Genomic DNA, 16,742 nt, shown 5'->3' on the forward strand with positions numbered 1-16,742 from the left:
TTATTCCGGAATCACGCCGGAGGCATTACCCTTAGCAGCACCGCCCGGGATTTGCGATGTCGCTTTTTCGATGCTCGAATCCATTACGCCAAGCTTGCTGTCGTTTGCGACATGCAAATAGCTGATTAACATCAACATCGAAAAGAACACGACAGCCGACACGGCGGTTGCCCTGCTCAGGAAATTAGCGGAACCGCTTGCACCAAAAAGGCTTCCCGAAGAACCGCCACCACCACCAAAGGCAGCTCCCATATCAGCCCCCTTGCCATGCTGCATCAAGACAAGGACGATAATTGCCAGCGCAGAAACCAACAGCGTGACAAGTGCAAACGTATTCAAGAGTTCCATACTATATCAACTTTTTAGCAGCCTGGCAAATCTTGCCAAATCCGTTAACCTCGAGGGACGCACCACCAACCAAGGCGCCACCGACACTTGCCAGCGACAGGATTGCGTCCGCATTGTCTGCTTTGACGCTTCCGCCGTAGAGGACGCGAATACTATCAGACGCACCATAGCATTGCAATACAACATCCCCTATCTGCTTATGCACCTCGTCTATTTGTTCGATAGTGGCCACCTTGCCAGTACCGATAGCCCAGACCGGCTCGTACGCTACGACGTAGTGCTGTCCTTTTATAGCAGCCAATGCTTCCAGTTGCTGGCCAATGACTGCATCAACCTGATCAGCCTCGCGCTGCGCCAGGGTTTCACCCACACACAGCACCGGTACCATACCGGCGGCTACCACCGCCTGCAGCTTGGCTGACAGCGCCGCATTATCTTCGCCAAAATACTGACGACGCTCCGAATGGCCGACCAACACATATTGGCAACCGATATCGGCCAACATGGCCGCACTGGTCTCGCCGGTATACGCACCATCACTGGCAAACCGGCTGGCATCCTGCGCGGCCACAGCCATGTGACTTCCTTGCAGCATAGTGGCCAGTTGTGAAAGATAGATGTCAGGCGCAGCAATACCCACACCGGTACGATTAATGTCGGCATCTGCCAGCATGCTGGCCACCAGAGCCTGGTTGGCCGCAGTACGCCCGTTCATCTTCCAGTTGCCAATTACCAGCTTGCTATTCATTGCGCCCTACCTTTAGGTGAACCATTGAGAATGGGCGAATTATACCCGCGCCCACCCCACCGGCTGCAATGTGACGAACTGTAATATTTCTGAAATCACCAACCATTACGATGCACTCCATCGCAACACGCCGTTAAACTTTGGAGCACGCAATGAAACACACTACCCGCCTGGTCGCCACTCTGGCTTTTTCCGGTTTTGTAGCAGGCCACGCGTTTGCGGCAGATATCACTGGCGCCGGCGCAACCTTCCCGTACCCGCTGTACGCCAAATGGGCCGAGGCTTACAAGGCCAAGACCAACAACAACATGAACTACCAGTCCATCGGCTCCGGTGGTGGTATTAAACAGATTCAATCCAAAACAGTGGATTTCGGCGCTTCCGACATGCCACTGAAGCCGGAAGAGCTGGATAAAGCCGGCCTGACCCAGTTCCCGACCGTCATCGGCGGCGTGGTGCCAGTGATCAACGTGCCAGGCATTACCGCTGGCCAGCTGAAACTGACCGGCCCGCTGCTGGCAGACATCTACCTGGGCAAAGTTGCCAACTGGAACGATGCCGCGATCGCCAAGCTGAACCCGGGCGTAAAACTGCCAGACCAGAAGATTACTGTAGTACGCCGCTCTGACGGCTCCGGCACCACCTTCATCTTCACCAACTACCTGTCCAAGGTATCCCCAGAGTGGAACAGCACTGTTGGTGCCAACTCCGCCGTAAAGTGGAGCGTGGGCGTGGGCGGTAAAGGTAACGAAGGCGTGGCCAACTATGTAACCCGCATCAAGGGCGCGATTGGCTACGTGGAATACGCCTACGCCAAACAGAACAAGATTGCCCACACCCAGATGCAGAATGCCTCTGGCGCTTACGTAAACCCGGATGACAGCACCTTCAAGGCTGCTGCGGCCAACGCTGACTGGGCTAAAGCACCTGGCTTCTACCTGATTCTGACCAACCAGCCGGGCAAAGACACCTGGCCGCTGTCGGGCGCTACCTTCATCCTGATGCACAAGAAGCAGGACAAGCCGGCCCAAGGCCAGGAAGCGCTGAAGTTCTTTGACTGGGCTTACAGCAATGGTGACGCCACTGCCGTCCAGCTGGACTACGTGCCAATGCCGGCCAATGTGAAGACCACCATTCGCAATAGCTGGAAACAGATCACCGACGCCTCCGGCGCCCCGATCTGGAAATAATGCCCACAGGCATCAAGCAACGCAGGCCGGGGACCCGTTCCCGGCTTTTTGTCTGCAAGCGCTTAGAGATTTCCCATGGAAAATAATCAGTACTCAGCCCATCTGAAACGCCAGATGCTGCTCGACTCGGTCTTCCGGGTAGCAACACGCTTCTTTGCCTTCCTCGTGCTGGCCATGCTTATCGGCATTCTGGTTTCACTGCTGATCGGTGCCATGCCGAGTATCCGCCACTTTGGCTGGGGCTTTCTTACCAGCAGCGAGTGGGACCCGGTTACCGAACAATTTGGTGCCGTTGTACCCATTTTCGGCACGCTGATCACATCGTTTATTGCCCTGCTGATTGGCGTGCCCATCAGCTTTGGCATTGCCATCTTCCTGACCGAGCTGTGCCCACCCATGCTGAAACGCCCGCTGGGCATTGCAGTAGAGCTGCTGGCAGGCATCCCGTCCATCATTTACGGCATGTGGGGCCTGTTTGTGTTTGCCCCGCTGTTTGGCGAATACGTACAACCGTGGATCCTGGAAAACATGGGCGATCTGCCGCTGGTAGGCTTCCTGTTCCAGGGCGCGCCGATGGGCATCGGCATCTTCACCGCCGGCCTGATTCTGGCCATCATGGTGATACCGTTTATTGCTTCGGTAATGCGCGACGTGTTTGAAGTCGTCCCCCCGATGCTGAAAGAATCTGCTTACGGCCTGGGTGGCACCACCTGGGAGGTCGTGCGCTACGTGGTCCTGCCCTACACCAAAACCGGTGTGGTAGGCGGCATCATGCTGGGCCTGGGCCGCGCGCTGGGCGAAACCATGGCAGTGACCTTTGTTATCGGTAACTCGTCCATTTTCGCTACCGGCCTGTTTGAAGCCGGCAACTCCATTGCCTCTACGCTGGCGAACGAGTTTGCCGAGGCCAACGGTGAACTGTATCTGTCCTCGCTGATCCAGCTGGGCCTGATTCTGTTCTTTATTACCTTTGTCGTGCTGTCCTGCTCCAAGCTGCTGTTGCTGCAGCTGAAGAAGCAGGAAGGCCGCTCTTCCTGATCGGAACCCGTCATGAGCACCAGCCAAGCTATCGGTTCCGAGAAAGCGATCAAGGTTATGTCACAGTCTACACAACGCAATAACGCCATCTACGCCCGTCGTCGCCTGGTCAACGGCTTCAACATGCTGGCCGCCACCCTGGCCATGGGCTTTGGTCTGTTCTGGCTGTTCTGGATTCTCTGGACACTGCTGCAGCACGGCCTGTCCGGCCTGTCGACAGATGTGTTTACCCAGATCACCCCACCGCCAGGCTCCAAAGGCGGCTTGGCCAACGCCATTGCCGGCTCGCTGCAGATGACCTTCTTTGGCATCCTGTTCGGCACCCCGATCGGCATTCTGGCCGGTGTTTACCTGGCCGAGTACGGCGAGCGCGGCTGGCTGGCGCCTGCCACCCGCTTCATCAACGACATTCTGCTGTCGGCCCCGTCCATCGTGATTGGCCTGTTTGTGTATGAAGTGTATGTCGTGACCATCGGCCACTTCTCTGGCTGGGCTGGCTCCATGGCCCTGGCGCTGCTGGTGATCCCGGTGGTAGTACGTACTACCGAAAACATGCTGCGCCTGGTACCGAACAGCCTGCGCGAAGCGGCCATTGCCCTAGGCGCGCCGCAGTGGAAAGTCATCATGTACGTGACGCTGCGTGCCGCCAAGGCTGGCGTGATTACCGGCATCTTGTTGGCCGTGGCCCGTATTTCCGGCGAAACCGCGCCGCTGCTGTTCACTGCCCTGAACAACCAGTTCTGGAGCAATATGAACCAGCCAATGGCCAACCTGCCGATCGTGATTTTCCAGTTTGCCATGAGCCCGTACGAAGACTGGCACGCACTGGCCTGGGCTGGCGCCCTGCTGATTACCTTCAGCGTCCTTACCCTGAACATTCTGGCTCGCTGGTTTGCCAGCAAAAACAACTCTACTCATTAAGGCTTGACGACCATGACTACTAACGCCATCAAGCTCCAGGTCAAAAACCTGAACTTTTACTACGGCAAATTTCACGCGCTGAAGAATATCAATCTGGATATTCCCGCAGGCCAGGTCACTGCCTTTATCGGCCCGTCCGGCTGCGGCAAGTCCACCCTGCTGCGCACCTTCAACCGCATGTTCGAGCTGTATCCTGGCATGAGCGCAGAAGGCGAGATCATTCTGGATTCGCAAAACCTGCTGGCCAAGAGCGTGGACGTAAACATGCTGCGCGCCAAAGTGGGCATGGTGTTCCAGAAGCCTACGCCGTTCCCGATGTCCATCTACGACAACATCACCTTTGGCGTGAAGCTGTACGAGAGCCTGTCCAAAGCCGAAATGGACGACCGTGTAGAGTGGGCACTGCGCAAGGCTGCGCTGTGGAACGAAGTAAAAGACAAGCTCAAGCAAAGCGGTAACTCGCTGTCCGGCGGCCAGCAACAGCGCCTGTGTATCGCCCGCGCCGTAGCCACCCGCCCGGAAGTGCTGCTGCTGGACGAACCGACTTCGGCACTGGACCCGATCTCTACCGGCCACATCGAAGAGCTGATTCACGAGCTGAAGCAGGACTACACCATTGCCATCGTGACCCACAACATGCAGCAAGCTGCGCGTGTGTCTGACTACACCGCCTACATGTACCTGGGCGAGCTGATGGAGTTTGGCGAAACCGACGGTATCTTCACCGCACCGAAGCGCAAGGAAACAGAAGACTACATCACCGGCAAGTTTGGCTGATTATTACTGTTTTATTACAAAGCCCTTACAGCCTGCGCTGAAGGGCTTTTTTCCTTTTTAAAATCAACAAACTACACCCAAAAATAATACGCCTTTGTCAAGCTGGAAATAACAAATCCGGCCCAATATTGATAAGGCGAAAAAAGATTATTACAAACTCTTGACGTGTCATCTTCAAACCCCAAGAATCCCGCCTTTCTGATAACGCACTGCACATCATCATGCTGGAACTCCTCTCGGGGCTCGACACCACGCTGGCAGTCACCCTGGTTCTCTCGGTGGCCTTTGTCCTGGCTTTTGAATTCATCAACGGTTTCCACGATACCGCCAACGCGGTCGCGACCGTTATCTACACCCAGTCCATGAAGCCGCAGACAGCCGTGATGCTGTCCGGTCTGTTCAACTTCCTGGGGGTATTCTTTGGCGGCCTGGCCGTGGCTTACGCCATTGTCAACCTGATCCCCACCGATCTGCTGCTGAACATCAACTCCACCCAGGGCATGGTGATGGTATTTGCCCTGCTGACCTCCGCCATTCTGTGGAACCTGGGTACCTGGTACTTCGGCATCCCGGCGTCCAGCTCGCACACCCTGATTGGTGCCATCCTGGGCGTGGGCGTGGGCAACGCGCTGATCACCGGCGACTCGCTGGCCAGCGGTATCAACTGGAGCAAAGCCATCGACGTGTTCATTTCGCTGTTCATGTCGCCGCTGTTCGGTGCCGGCCTGGCAGGCCTGATGCTGTTTACCCTGCTGAAGCTGCGCCCGCTGTCCAATATTCACAAATCGCCGTTCCAGCGCCAGCAGATCGAAGGCCGCAAGCACCCGCCGTTCTGGGCGCGCTTCATGCTGATCGTGTCGTCCATGGGCATGAGCTTTACCCACGGTTCCAACGATGGCCAGAAAGGCGTAGGCCTGGTGATGCTGGTTCTGATTGCACTGGCACCGGCCCACTTTGTGGTGAACCTGGACGCCGAGCCGATCCAGATCGAGCACACCAAGATTGCCGCCGTGCAGCTGAAAGAGCTGTACCAGCGCAACCAGGCCATCATTGACGCCAAATACCCGGCCAGCAACTCGCACAAATGTGATGTTTCCAAGGTCATCGACGAAACCGGCGAGCTGCTATCTGCCATTGGCGATGCCAAATCCTTCCAGCAGCTGCCAGAAGACAAACGCTGGAACGTCCGTACCCAGCTGATCTGTCTGGGCGATGCCGCCAAGAAAATCGGCAAGGTCGCCGGCATCAACGAAGTGGACCAGAAACAGCTGAAAGGCATCCAGAAAGACCTGTCTGCCACTACCGAATACGCCCCGACCTGGGTGATCGTTGCGGTAGCACTGGCCATCGGCCTGGGTACCATGGTGGGCTGGAAACGTGTGGTAAACACCGTGGGCGCCAAGATCGGCAAACAGGACATGACCTACGCACAGGGTATGGCCGCACAAACCATGTCGGCAGTGTCCATCGGCCTGGCCAGCGCCATCGGTGCACCGGTATCGACCACGCAGATTCTGTCCAGCGCAGTAGCCGGTACCATGCTGGTGAACCGCTCCGGTGTACAAATGAGCACCGTGAAGACCATCCTCACGACCTGGGTGCTGACCCTGCCGGTGAGCATGGGCCTGGCCATCAGCCTGTACTACTTTGGTGTGAAGCTATTCGTGTAAACGCCAGCTGCCACTATGCAAAAGGCTGCCAACCGGCAGCCTTTTTTCATGTGCACGCGGCTGGGCAGGTTGGCCGCAAGCACCACTACGCTTTCAAGAAATGCGCCCTGCCCGCCAGCCAGCGCTGCAGGTGTGCCTGAGCGTATTGCGGCCAACGTTGCAGCAGCTGCGGTGCCAGCTCGCGCGCGGCTTCCAGTAGCTCGATGTCCACCTCCAGGTCGGCAAAGCGCAGCATGGGCAGGCCGCTCTGGCGTGCGCCCAGAAACTCGCCTGGGCCGCGGATACTCAAGTCCTGGCGGGCGATCTCGAAACCGTCAGTGTTTTCGTAGATCACCTTCAACCGCGCCTTGGCCAGCTCCGACAGCGGGGTATCAAACAGCAGCACACAGGTGGATTTGGCCGCGCCACGCCCTACCCTGCCGCGCAGCTGGTGCAGCTGGGCCAGGCCCATGCGCTCGGCGTGCTCGATCACCATCAGGCTGGCGTTGGGCACATCCACGCCCACCTCGATCACCGTGGTGGCGACCAGTAGCTGCAACTCATTGCGGATGAACTGCCCCATCACCTCGGCTTTTTCGGCTGCCTTCATGCGGCCGTGTACCAGCCCCACGCCCCACTGCGGCAGGTCTTGCTGCAACACCACGTGGGTATCCACCGCCGTTTGCAGCTGCAGGGTTTCCGATTCTTCGATCAGCGGGCACACCCAGTACACCTGGTTGCCCTCGCGGCAAGCCTTGTCCACAAAGCGCACCACCTCGTCGCGGCGCTCGGCGCTGATCAGCTTGGTGACGATGGGCGTGCGCCCTGGCGGCAGCTCGTCGATCACCGACACGTCCAGGTCGGCGTAAAAGCTCATCGCCAGCGTGCGCGGTATCGGCGTGGCCGACATCATCAGCTGGTGCGGCTCGGCACCCTTTTGCTGCAGCGCCAGGCGCTGGCCTACGCCAAAGCGGTGCTGCTCATCGACAATCACCAGCCCCAGGCGCTCGAACGCCACATCGTCCTGAAACAGCGCGTGCGTACCCACCGCCAGCCGTGCCTCGCCGCTGGCGATCTTGGCGGCCATCTCGCCACGCGCTTTCTTGCGCAGGCTGCCGGATAGCCACGCCACCTCTATACCCAGCGGCGCCAGCCATGCGGCCAACTTCACGTAGTGCTGCTCGGCCAGGATCTCGGTGGGCGCCATCAGCGCTACCTGAAAGCCGGCCTCGATCGCCGCCAGCGCGGCCATGGCGGCCACAATGGTCTTTCCGCTGCCCACATCGCCTTGCAGCAGGCGGTTCATCGGGTGCGGCTGCGCCAGATCGGCCACGATCTCGCCCAGCACTTTTTGCTGCGCACCGGTCAGCGCAAACGGCAAGTTGGCCGCCAGCTGCGCGCGCAGGCTACCGTCGCCCTGTATCACCGGCGCGCTGCCCTCGCGCCGTGCGCGGTAGGCCAGGCGCATGGACAGCTGCTGCGCCAGCAGCTCGTCGAATTTCAGCCGCTGCCAAGCTGGCAGGTTGCCGTCGGTCAGCTGGGTGGCGGAATACTCCGGCCCGGGGCGGTGCAGCAGGTGCACGGCGTCGGCCAGCGGCATCAGCCCCAGACGGCGGCGCACGTCGTCGGGCAGGGTTTCGGGGATGGGCTGCGCCTTGAGTTCGGTATGGATCAGCCGCCGCAGCACCGGCTGCGACAGGCCGTTGACCGTGGGGTAGACCGGCGTGAGGCTATCGGCCAGCGGGTCGCCCTCGTGCACCTCGCGCAGCTTGGGGTGCACCATCTCGTCGCCAAAGAACCCGCGCCGCACTTCGCCCAGCGCACGCACGCGGCGGCCCTTGGCCAGCGCCTGCTGGGTATTGGGGTAGAAGTGGATGAAGCGCAGCACCAGCTTGCCGCTTTTGTCTTCGATGTGCGCCACCAGCTGGCGGCGCGGCCGGAACTGCACCTCGCAGTGGGTGACCTCGCCTTCCACCAGTACCGCCTGGCCGTACGGCGCCTGTAGTATCGGGTAGAGGTGGGTTTCGTCCTCGTAGCGCAGCGGCAGGTGCAGCACCAGGTCGAAACGGCGGGTCAGGCCCAGCTTTTCCAGCCTTTTGGCGGTGGCGGCGGCCGCCACGATGGGCTGGCTGGCGATGTCGACGGTAGCGTTCATGCTGCGATTGTACCCAATGCAAAACGGGATGGCACAAGCCATCCCGTTTTGATAACCGCCCGGCCGCTAGCTCGCCGCCAGGCTAACCGTGCGCAGCGCGCTTACTGGCGTTCCCAGGTCTGGGTACGGCCCAGCAGGGCCAGGCCCAGAAAGCCGCGTACTTCCAGCTTTTTGCCGCCATCGGCCAGCTTGGCCTTGGCGCTGTAGACCTTGCCCGATTTCGGGTCCAGGATCTTGCCACCTTCCCAGCCGTCACCACCTTTTTTCAGACCGGTCAGGATGGTCATGCCCACGACCGGCTTGCCTTTTTGCGCGCCTTCGCACTTGTCGCACACAGCGTCCGGGTTGGTAAACAGCTTGGTAATCTTGCCTGTCAGCTCGCCGTTGGCCGCTTCGGTGATTTCTACCAGCGCTTTGGCTTGCTTGGTTTCGTCATCGATGGTTTTCCAGGTACCGCCAGCACCGTTGGCCAGCGCCAGGCTGCTGCACAGGGTCAGGGCGGTGACTGCGGCCAGTTTTGCAAATGTCTTCATCTGTACTCCCTCGTATTGTGTTTTGGGCGTCCGGCACCCCTCATGCCATCAAACGCCTGTTTCGAGCTACGGCTCTAGCCGTAGCGCAGAAAGCTATCAGCGTGCTGCGGCAGCGTCAATGGCCGGGGGGGCCACAGCGCCGGGGGCGGGCGTATCCGCAACGCTACGGCAGCAGGTGGCAACAAAAAAGCAGCCGCAGCTGCCTTTATTGTGGGAAACACCTGGCCTTAGGGCAAGGTGAATACCCCGTCGGCCACCGCTTGTACTTTGCCACCTACCTGCACACTGCCATCGGCCGCTACGTCCAGATACAGCACATTGGGGCGCTGGATCGCCGCCCCTTGCTCGATGCGCCACGACAGCGGCGCCAGGCCGTTCAGCGCGCACCAGCCGCCCAGGTTGGCGCAGGCACTGCCGGTGCCCGGGTCTTCGATCACGCTGCCCTGCTGTTCAAAGAACAGCCGCACCGTGGCCACACCGTCGGCCTGGTACCACAGATACGCAATGCTACGGCCAGGGCGCAGCGTGGCGTGGCGCGTAAACAGCGCATGGTCGGGCCGCGCGCGCAGCACCGCCTCGCGGCTGGCCAGGCGGATCAGCATTTGCTCGCTGCCGGCGTTTACCCATACCGGCGCCAGCGCGATGTCGGCTTCGTCCAGCCCCAGCATGGCGGCGGCGTCGGCGCGGCCAACGTTGGCCGCACGCTGTGTGGCGGCCACGGCAGTCAGGCGGAACACGCCGTCTTGCAGCGCGATCGGAATCAGCCCGGCCTGCGTACGCAGCGTAAAGGCATCGCCCGGCTGGCGCAGCGCGTGCAGCACCGCCGCGCTACCAATCGTAGGGTGGCCGGCAAATGGCAGCTCGTAGCTGGGGGTGAAGATGCGCAAGCTGGCCAGCGCATGCTCATCACCCGGGTGGATGAACACCGTCTCGGACAGGTTGAACTGCCGTGCAATCAGCTGCATATCGGCATCGGACAGGCCGGCGGCATCGGTAAACACCGCCAGCGGGTTACCGCCAAAGCGGCTTTCGGCAAACACATTCACGATCTGGTAGGGGTAAGGCTGGCGCATGCGGGGCTCCTAGGGGCGGGCGTTGGCCTGCGACACGGCAGACAAACGGGGCGCAGACTGGTCAGCCACCATTAGGCCATGCTGGCCACATCTGCATAAAGCGGCCACAGGTAAACAGATTGTTTTTACCAGGCTGACAATGGTGACAGTTAGCGGCTTTTGGATACAGGATTCTGTCACCAATAAAAATTTGCTACACTGCGCCCCGCTGTTGCTTGTACGGCGTTACCCGTTTGATTGTTCTGCAGTTTTGAATCGTCTTGGAGGTTGGCCGCAAGCCAGCCCGGCGCGCCCGCAGGCATGCCAGATACCTATAACGACAGAACCGTGGAACCCCTATGCAGCAGAACCCTACCCTGATCCACCGCATCATGAACGGCAGCATCGTGCTGCAGATCGTGATCGGTTTGCTGGCCGGTATTGCCGTGGCCAGCGTTGCCCCCGATACCGCCAAATCGCTGACCTTCCTGGGCAGCCTGTTCGTCAAAGGCCTGAAAGCCGTGGCCCCGGTGCTGGTATTCGTGCTGGTGGCCAGCGCCATTGCCAATAAAAAGCAGGGCGTGCAAACCAATATGCGCCCGGTACTCACCCTGTACCTGCTGGGCACCTTTCTGGCCGCCGTTACCGGCGTACTGGCCAGCTTTGCTTTCCCCACCACGCTGCAGCTGGTGGCCGCGGCCACCGGTACCACCCCGCCAGGCGGTATTGGCCAGGTGCTGAATAACCTGGTGTTCCAGATTGTGGATAACCCGATCAACGCCATCGCTACCGGCAACTATATCGGCATCCTCACTTGGGCCGTAGCGCTGGGCATGGCACTGCATCACGCCAGCGACAGCACCAAAACCCTGCTGAACGAGCTGGCCGATGGCGTGTCGCGCATCGTGGGCGTGATCATCCGCTTTGCCCCGGTCGGCGTATTCGGCCTGGTAGCCGAAGCCGTGGCCACCACCGGCCTGTCGGCGCTGCTGGGTTACAGCAAGCTGCTGCTGGTACTGGTAGGCGCCATGCTGTTCATCGCACTGGTGGTGAACCCGCTGATTGTTGGCCTCACCATCCGCCGCAACCCGTTCCCGCTGGTCTTCACCTGCCTGCGCGAAAGTGGTGTTACCGCCTTCTTTACCCGCAGCTCGGCGGCCAACATCCCGGTGAACATGACCCTGTGCAAGAAGCTGGGCCTGAATGAAGACACCTACGCCGTGTCCATCCCGCTGGGTGCCACCATCAATATGGCCGGCGCCGCCATCACCATCTCGGTACTGAGCCTGGCCGCCGTGCACACGCTGGGTATCCACGTGGACCTGCCCACCGCGCTGCTGCTGTCGGTGCTGTCCACCGTGGCCGCTTGCGGTGCCTCCGGCGTAGCTGGCGGCTCGCTGCTGCTGATCCCGATGGCGTGCAGCCTGTTCGGCATCAGCAACGACGTGGCCATGCAAGTGGTGGCCGTGGGCTTCATCATCGGCGTGGTACAGGATTCGGCCGAAACCGCGCTGAACAGCTCCACCGACGTGCTGTTCACCGCCGCCGCCTGCATCGCCAGCGGCGACGTGCACGCAGACGCCCCGCAGATGGCGCGCAAGAACGGTTGATCGTTTTTATTAGCCACACGGCCAGCAAGGCAAAGCCCGCTCGGATGAGCGGGCTTTTTTGTGGGTAACGAGGCAAGCGGCGCAAGGTTGACCGCATTTAATTTTGTCGTGCGACAACATGAAAGGTCTTGAATCCGCTTCGCGGATAATAATTACAGCCGGTTCCGCCCGGCTGACGGGAAGGGGGCGGGTCGCCGCCCCCTTTCATCCCCCCTCGCCCCCGCGGTCCGCGAAACCCCGGCAAAAAGCCCACCGCAAGGCGCTGCCGAACTCGTATCGCTGAGCAAATCAGAGATTTGCACGCAGATCGCTAACGGCCCCGGGCTCAAACAAATCGGCCGCTTAAAACCTTGCGGCAGACTTTTTACCGGCGCTCCCCAAGGGGGCATGGGTCGCAGTACAAGGTTGGCCGCAGTAAAGTGAGTGAATGTGTGCGGCCAACCCTCATCCTATTGGTGGGCACAACCTCCGGCTTTTGCCCCCTCCTACGTCAAGACACCACCACACCGACGCCGCCCTACCCCGTTGGCGCGAGCCGGGCCAAACGGATTGCCCCAGGATTGTGCTGAGCGAATCAAAGATTCGCACGCGCAAGCAGCCGATTTGTCTGAGTCCCGAGCCGTTAGTGATCTGCGTGCAAATCTCTGATTTGCTCAGCGATGCGAGTTCGGCGGCACCTGGGGCCGGCCATTTGGCACGGGGCTTCGAGCAGCCCCAGGTCGCCTTTTCTTTGGATACTTTCTTTTGGCGACGCAAAAGAAAGTACCCCGCCGCCGCGCGGAAAGCGGCATGTTCATCTGCCGCGCAGGGGCTCCACAAAACAAAAGGTTGGCCGCAAGACCGTGAAGGCATGCGGCCAACACTGCGGGGGCGTGGTAAACGTTGGGCTTCATTTCATTCAGCCCAAGCTACGAGCTGGTCGCCCTACCCAAGGGTACGACCGCACCAACGCCGCCCCACCCCGTTGGCGCGAGCCGGGCCAAACGGTTTGCCCCAGGGTTTAAGACGCCGATTTGTCTGAGCCCCGCGCCGTTAGCAAGGGGCGAGTTCGGCGGCGCCTGGGGCGGGCCGTTTGGCACGGGGTTTCGAGCAGCCCCGGGTCGCCTTTTCTTTGGGTACTTTCTTTTGGCGACGCAAAAGAAAGTACCCCGCCGCCGCGCGGAAAGCGGCATGCCATCACGCCGCGCAGCGGCTCCACAAAACAAAAGGTTGGCCGCAATACCGTGATGGCATGCGGCCAACACTGCGGGGGCGCGGTAAACGTTGGGCTTCATTTCATTCAGCCCAACCTACGACCGTCCAAAACAAGATCAAGGTTGATGATGGGTTACGCTGCGCTGCACCCATCCTACGCGCTAAGCATTGCCTGGCCGCTGCAATATCAACAACCGTGCGGCCAACCCCAGCAGCACAATGGCCAGGACCCGCCCTTGCCACACGGCAAAGCCGGGTTGTCGTACCAGCCACCCGCTAACAGAAGCCGCCAGGCAGCCCAGTACGGCATGAAAGACAAAAGCCAGTACCGTCAATACCCCACCCAACTGGCACAGCTGCCAACCGACGTTCCCCTGGCTGGCATCGACAAACTGCGGCAAAAACACCATGAAAAACAGTAAGGCCTTGGGATTGAGCAGGCTATTGACCATGGCCATGCGTACGATATCGCGTTCGCTACGCTGTGGCACGCTAGCCAAGGCCATTACCCCGCCGCTGCACCATGCTTTGTAGGCCAGCCACAGCAAGTACTCGGCGCCCGCCAGCCGCAGCACATCAAACATCGGCGGCCAGGCCAACAAGATGGCGGTAACACCCCCGGCAGTCAGCAGGGTCAATACCAGGTCCGCCAGGGCGATGCCCAATGCCACCGCATAGGCCGCCCTCGGTCCTTGCAAGGTGCTGTAGGACAGCAAAAAGGCCATGTTCGGGCCTGGCGACAGTAATAGCAGGCTGACACTCAACAGAAACAGCCCCAGCGTTGCACTGCTAATCATGATGTACCCCCTTTTTTCAACGGAAGCCTTACCCTAACGTACAAGCCATGTTGGCCGAATAGCCTCCACTGAACACTCTTTTTGCCAGACAAAACAAAAAGCGGCCCGCAGGCCGCTTTTGTTTTGTCACTACCAGGTAACAGCTTACTCGCCCAGCACCATCACGGCGTCGGCTTCTACCTGCACGCCTTTAGGCAGGCTGGCCACACCGATGGCGGCGCGTGCCGGGAACGGCTGGCTGAAGTACTGGCCCATGATGTCGTTGAAGGTGCCAAAGTTGGACAGGTCGGTCAGGAAGGCATTCAGCTTCACGATCTGGTCCAGGCTGCCGCCGGCGGCTTCGCACACGGCTTGCAGGTTTTTGAACATCTGGTGGGTTTCAGCAGCAAAACCGCCTTCCACCACGGTCATGGTGGCCGGGTCCAGCGGGATCTGGCCGGACAGGTACACGGTGTTGCCGGCTTTCACGGCTTGCGAGTAGGCGCCGATTGCGGCCGGGGCTTTATCGGTATGGATGATTTCTTTTGCCATCAGACTTCTCCTTCTTCATGCAGGAACAGGGTTAACAGTTCGTTCAGAAAGCGCTGGCCCTTCAGCGTGGGGCGGATGTGGGTAAGGTCTTGCTCGATCAGACCCTCGGCCAGTGCTTGCTGCAATTGTGATTGGATACAGGATACCGGCAAACCGGTGCGCTCGGTGAACAGTCTGCTTTCAAAGCCGCCGGTGAGGCGCAGCAGGTTCATCATGAACTCGAACGGCAGGTCTTTGCGGCCAACCTTGTTACGGGTGTGCACCGGCTGGCCGTCGGCTACCGCCTGGATATAGGCTGCCGGCTGCTTGTAGCGCATCTCGCGCACGATGCCGTCGTGGGCGCTGATCTTGCCGTGCGCACCCGCGCCGATGCCGACATAGTCGCCAAACTGCCAGTAGTTGACGTTGTGGCGCGCAAAGCGGCCGGGCTTGCCGAAGGCCGACGTTTCGTAGTGCACGTAGCCTGCGGCTTCCAGCCGCGCCTCGATGGCTTCCTGCATGTCGGCCGACAGGTCGTCGTCCGGCAGGTTGGCCGGCAGCTGCACGGCAAACAGGGTGTTGGGCTCGATGGTGAGGTGGTAGGCCGAGATGTGGCTCACGCCGTAGCCGATGGCGGTGTCGATGTCGGCCAGCGCCTGCGCCAGCGTTTGCTGCGGCAGCGCGTACATCAGGTCCAGGTTCACGTTATCGAAGTGCGTCAGCGCGATCTCTACCGCGCGGCGGGCTTCGTCGCCGTCGTGGATGCGCCCCAGCGCTTGCAGGTGGCCGGGGTGAAAGCTCTGGATACCGATGGACAGGCGGTTGATGCCCGCTTCGCGGTAGCCGGCAAAGCGCTCCAGCTCGAAGGTGCCGGGGTTGGCCTCCATGGTGATTTCGGCGTCCGGGTGGATGCGCGCACGGGCGCGCAGGCCGGACAGCAGCGCGTCCATGGCCTGCGGGCTGAACAGGCTGGGCGTGCCGCCGCCCATGAAGATGGTGGTGATGGGGCGGCCCCAGATAGCGGGCAGGCTGTGCTCGAAATCGCGCAGCAGCGTGTCCACGTAGGCCATCTCGTCAAAGCCCTGCCCCACGCCGTTGCGGCCAACGTTAGCCGCATCGTGGATGGCAATGCTACCGGCCTGCGGCTTGAACTCGTGCGAGTTGAAATCGCAGTACGGGCATTTTTTCACGCACCAGGGGAAGTGGATATACAGCGACAGCGGCGGCAGCTCTTTTAGCCCGCTTAGCCCGGAAAGCGATATCTTTGTCACCTGCACGTCGCGGCTCCTCGCTGTACGGTATGTACTATCTCGTCGCCGCTCGTTGGGTTTCGCGATCTCGCGTCCCGTGCGTTGCGGGCGTTTTTCACAGCAGACAGATCGATCACGCTCATGCCAGTTGCGCCTGCAGCTTGGCCAGCAGCGCCTGCATGGCCTGGCCACGGTGGCTGACGGCGTTCTTGGCCTCGGCCGGCAGGTCGGCCACGGTGCAGCCGTGCGAGGGCAGCCAGAAGTACGGGTCGTAGCCAAAGCCGCCGTTACCGGACGGGGTGTCCACTACCTCGCCGTACCAGGCGCCGTCTACCACCAGCGGCTGCGGGTCGTCGGCGTGGCGTACCAACACCAGCACGCAGTAGTAGTAGGCGCGACGGTTAGCTTTACCCTGCAGTTTTTCTACCAGCTTGGCGTTATTGCGCTCGTCCGATTTGGGCTCGCCAGCGTAGCGCGCCGACAGCACGCCAGGCTTGCCGCCCAGCGCTTCCACGCAGATACCGCTATCGTCGGCCAGTGCCGGCAGGCCGGTGACATGGCTGGCGTGGCGGGCTTTTTCTAGCGCGTTTTCCAGAAAGGTGTAGTGCGGCTCGGGGCATTCGGGCACGTTCAGACGGCCCTGCGGAATCACCTCGATGCCCAGCGGGGCCAGCAGGGCGGCGAATTCTTTGAGCTTGCCGGCATTATTGCTGGCCAGTACCAGTTTATTGATCATGCTTTACTCCACAGCGGGTAGCGCGGCCAACCTTGCTGCTGGCAGGGGTACTCGCCATAAAACCCAAAAGCCCGGCAAGCCGGGCGCAGATTGATGACGCGCCCTGATTGCCGGGCAAGCAGGGTGCGTCTTGTAAACAGGAAGGCTGCGGACTCAGGTACGTATGCGGTGCGGCCCGGCTGTGCCGGGCCCGGTAAGACCTGGATTGGCACCTTGTCAGCAGCCTGGGCCCGG

15 protein-coding genes are annotated in these 16,742 nt (G+C 60.6%); 6 read left to right on the plus strand and 9 right to left on the minus strand.

What is annotated here, in order from left to right:
• Together secG and tpiA are read right to left on the minus strand one after the other, a co-directional pair.
• On the minus strand, nt 1–348 hold the full coding sequence (gene secG, locus FLQ44_RS17330; RefSeq protein ID WP_147695395.1) for a preprotein translocase subunit SecG: 348 nt from the start codon (nt 346–348) through the stop codon (nt 1–3).
• Between the two features lies 1 nt (nt 349).
• A complete protein-coding gene (gene tpiA / locus FLQ44_RS17335; RefSeq protein WP_147695396.1) occupies nt 350–1,096 on the minus strand; it encodes a triose-phosphate isomerase in 747 nt (248 codons plus the stop codon).
• Between the two features lie 152 nt (nt 1,097–1,248).
• On the opposite strand from tpiA, the gene pstS reads away from it, so the two are divergent.
• From pstS to FLQ44_RS17360, 5 genes are all read left to right on the plus strand, one after another.
• Nucleotides 1,249–2,286 (plus strand): phosphate ABC transporter substrate-binding protein PstS, encoded by a 1,038-nt coding sequence (gene pstS, locus FLQ44_RS17340; RefSeq protein ID WP_147695397.1) that lies wholly within the window; start codon nt 1,249–1,251, stop codon nt 2,284–2,286.
• 75 nt (nt 2,287–2,361) lie between these two features.
• A complete protein-coding gene (gene pstC, locus FLQ44_RS17345; RefSeq protein ID WP_147695398.1) occupies nt 2,362–3,324 on the plus strand; it encodes a phosphate ABC transporter permease subunit PstC in 963 nt (320 codons plus the stop codon).
• Between the two features lie 57 nt (nt 3,325–3,381).
• Entirely contained in the window at nt 3,382–4,245 is an 864-nt protein-coding gene (gene pstA / locus FLQ44_RS17350; RefSeq protein ID WP_147695451.1) for a phosphate ABC transporter permease PstA, read from the plus strand.
• Nucleotides 4,246–4,257: 12 nt separating this feature from the next.
• The gene (gene pstB, locus FLQ44_RS17355) at nt 4,258–5,022 is read left to right on the plus strand and encodes a phosphate ABC transporter ATP-binding protein PstB (protein ID WP_147695399.1); all 765 of its coding nucleotides are present in this window, start codon (nt 4,258–4,260) and stop codon (nt 5,020–5,022) included.
• A 221-nt stretch (nt 5,023–5,243) separates the two neighbouring features.
• Nucleotides 5,244–6,692: an inorganic phosphate transporter gene (locus FLQ44_RS17360; RefSeq protein ID WP_147695400.1), complete on the plus strand. Its 1,449-nt coding sequence runs from the start codon at nt 5,244–5,246 to the stop codon at nt 6,690–6,692.
• A gap of 85 nt (nt 6,693–6,777) precedes the next feature.
• Here the strand turns inward: FLQ44_RS17360 and recG are convergent, their stop codons facing one another.
• The 3 genes from recG to FLQ44_RS17375 all read right to left on the minus strand — a co-directional run bounded on the left by recG (nt 6,778) and on the right by FLQ44_RS17375 (nt 10,432).
• Nucleotides 6,778–8,826 carry an ATP-dependent DNA helicase RecG gene (recG, locus tag FLQ44_RS17365; RefSeq protein ID WP_147695401.1) on the minus strand — a complete coding sequence of 683 codons (2,049 nt, stop codon included), beginning with the start codon at nt 8,824–8,826 and terminating at the stop codon, nt 6,778–6,780.
• A 101-nt stretch (nt 8,827–8,927) separates the two neighbouring features.
• Nucleotides 8,928–9,359 (minus strand): DUF2147 domain-containing protein, encoded by a 432-nt coding sequence (locus FLQ44_RS17370; protein ID WP_147695402.1) that lies wholly within the window; start codon nt 9,357–9,359, stop codon nt 8,928–8,930.
• Nucleotides 9,360–9,586: 227 nt separating this feature from the next.
• Nucleotides 9,587–10,432 (minus strand): PhzF family phenazine biosynthesis protein, encoded by an 846-nt coding sequence (locus FLQ44_RS17375; protein WP_147695403.1) that lies wholly within the window; start codon nt 10,430–10,432, stop codon nt 9,587–9,589.
• Nucleotides 10,433–10,770: 338 nt separating this feature from the next.
• On the opposite strand from FLQ44_RS17375, the gene sstT reads away from it, so the two are divergent.
• Entirely contained in the window at nt 10,771–12,021 is a 1,251-nt protein-coding gene (gene sstT, locus FLQ44_RS17380; RefSeq protein ID WP_147695404.1) for a serine/threonine transporter SstT, read from the plus strand.
• Between the two features lie 1,355 nt (nt 12,022–13,376).
• Here sstT and FLQ44_RS17385 read toward each other — a convergent pair.
• The 4 genes from FLQ44_RS17385 to rdgB form a co-directional block, all read right to left on the minus strand.
• On the minus strand, nt 13,377–14,012 hold the full coding sequence (locus FLQ44_RS17385) for a LysE family translocator (RefSeq protein ID WP_147695405.1): 636 nt from the start codon (nt 14,010–14,012) through the stop codon (nt 13,377–13,379).
• Between the two features lie 144 nt (nt 14,013–14,156).
• A complete protein-coding gene (locus tag FLQ44_RS17390) occupies nt 14,157–14,543 on the minus strand; it encodes a RidA family protein (RefSeq protein ID WP_147695406.1) in 387 nt (128 codons plus the stop codon).
• Entirely contained in the window at nt 14,543–15,793 is a 1,251-nt protein-coding gene (hemW, locus tag FLQ44_RS17395; RefSeq protein WP_439144942.1) for a radical SAM family heme chaperone HemW, read from the minus strand. Before hemW ends, FLQ44_RS17390 begins: the two co-directional genes overlap by 1 nt.
• Before the next feature lie 118 nt (nt 15,794–15,911).
• Nucleotides 15,912–16,508, minus strand: a complete 597-nt coding sequence (rdgB, locus tag FLQ44_RS17400; protein WP_147695408.1) for an RdgB/HAM1 family non-canonical purine NTP pyrophosphatase — start codon at nt 16,506–16,508, stop codon at nt 15,912–15,914.
• Between the last annotated feature and the right edge of the window lie 234 nt (nt 16,509–16,742).

This window comes from Vogesella mureinivorans, from assembly GCF_007644035.1.
GTDB lineage: Bacteria > Pseudomonadota > Gammaproteobacteria > Burkholderiales > Chromobacteriaceae > Vogesella > Vogesella mureinivorans.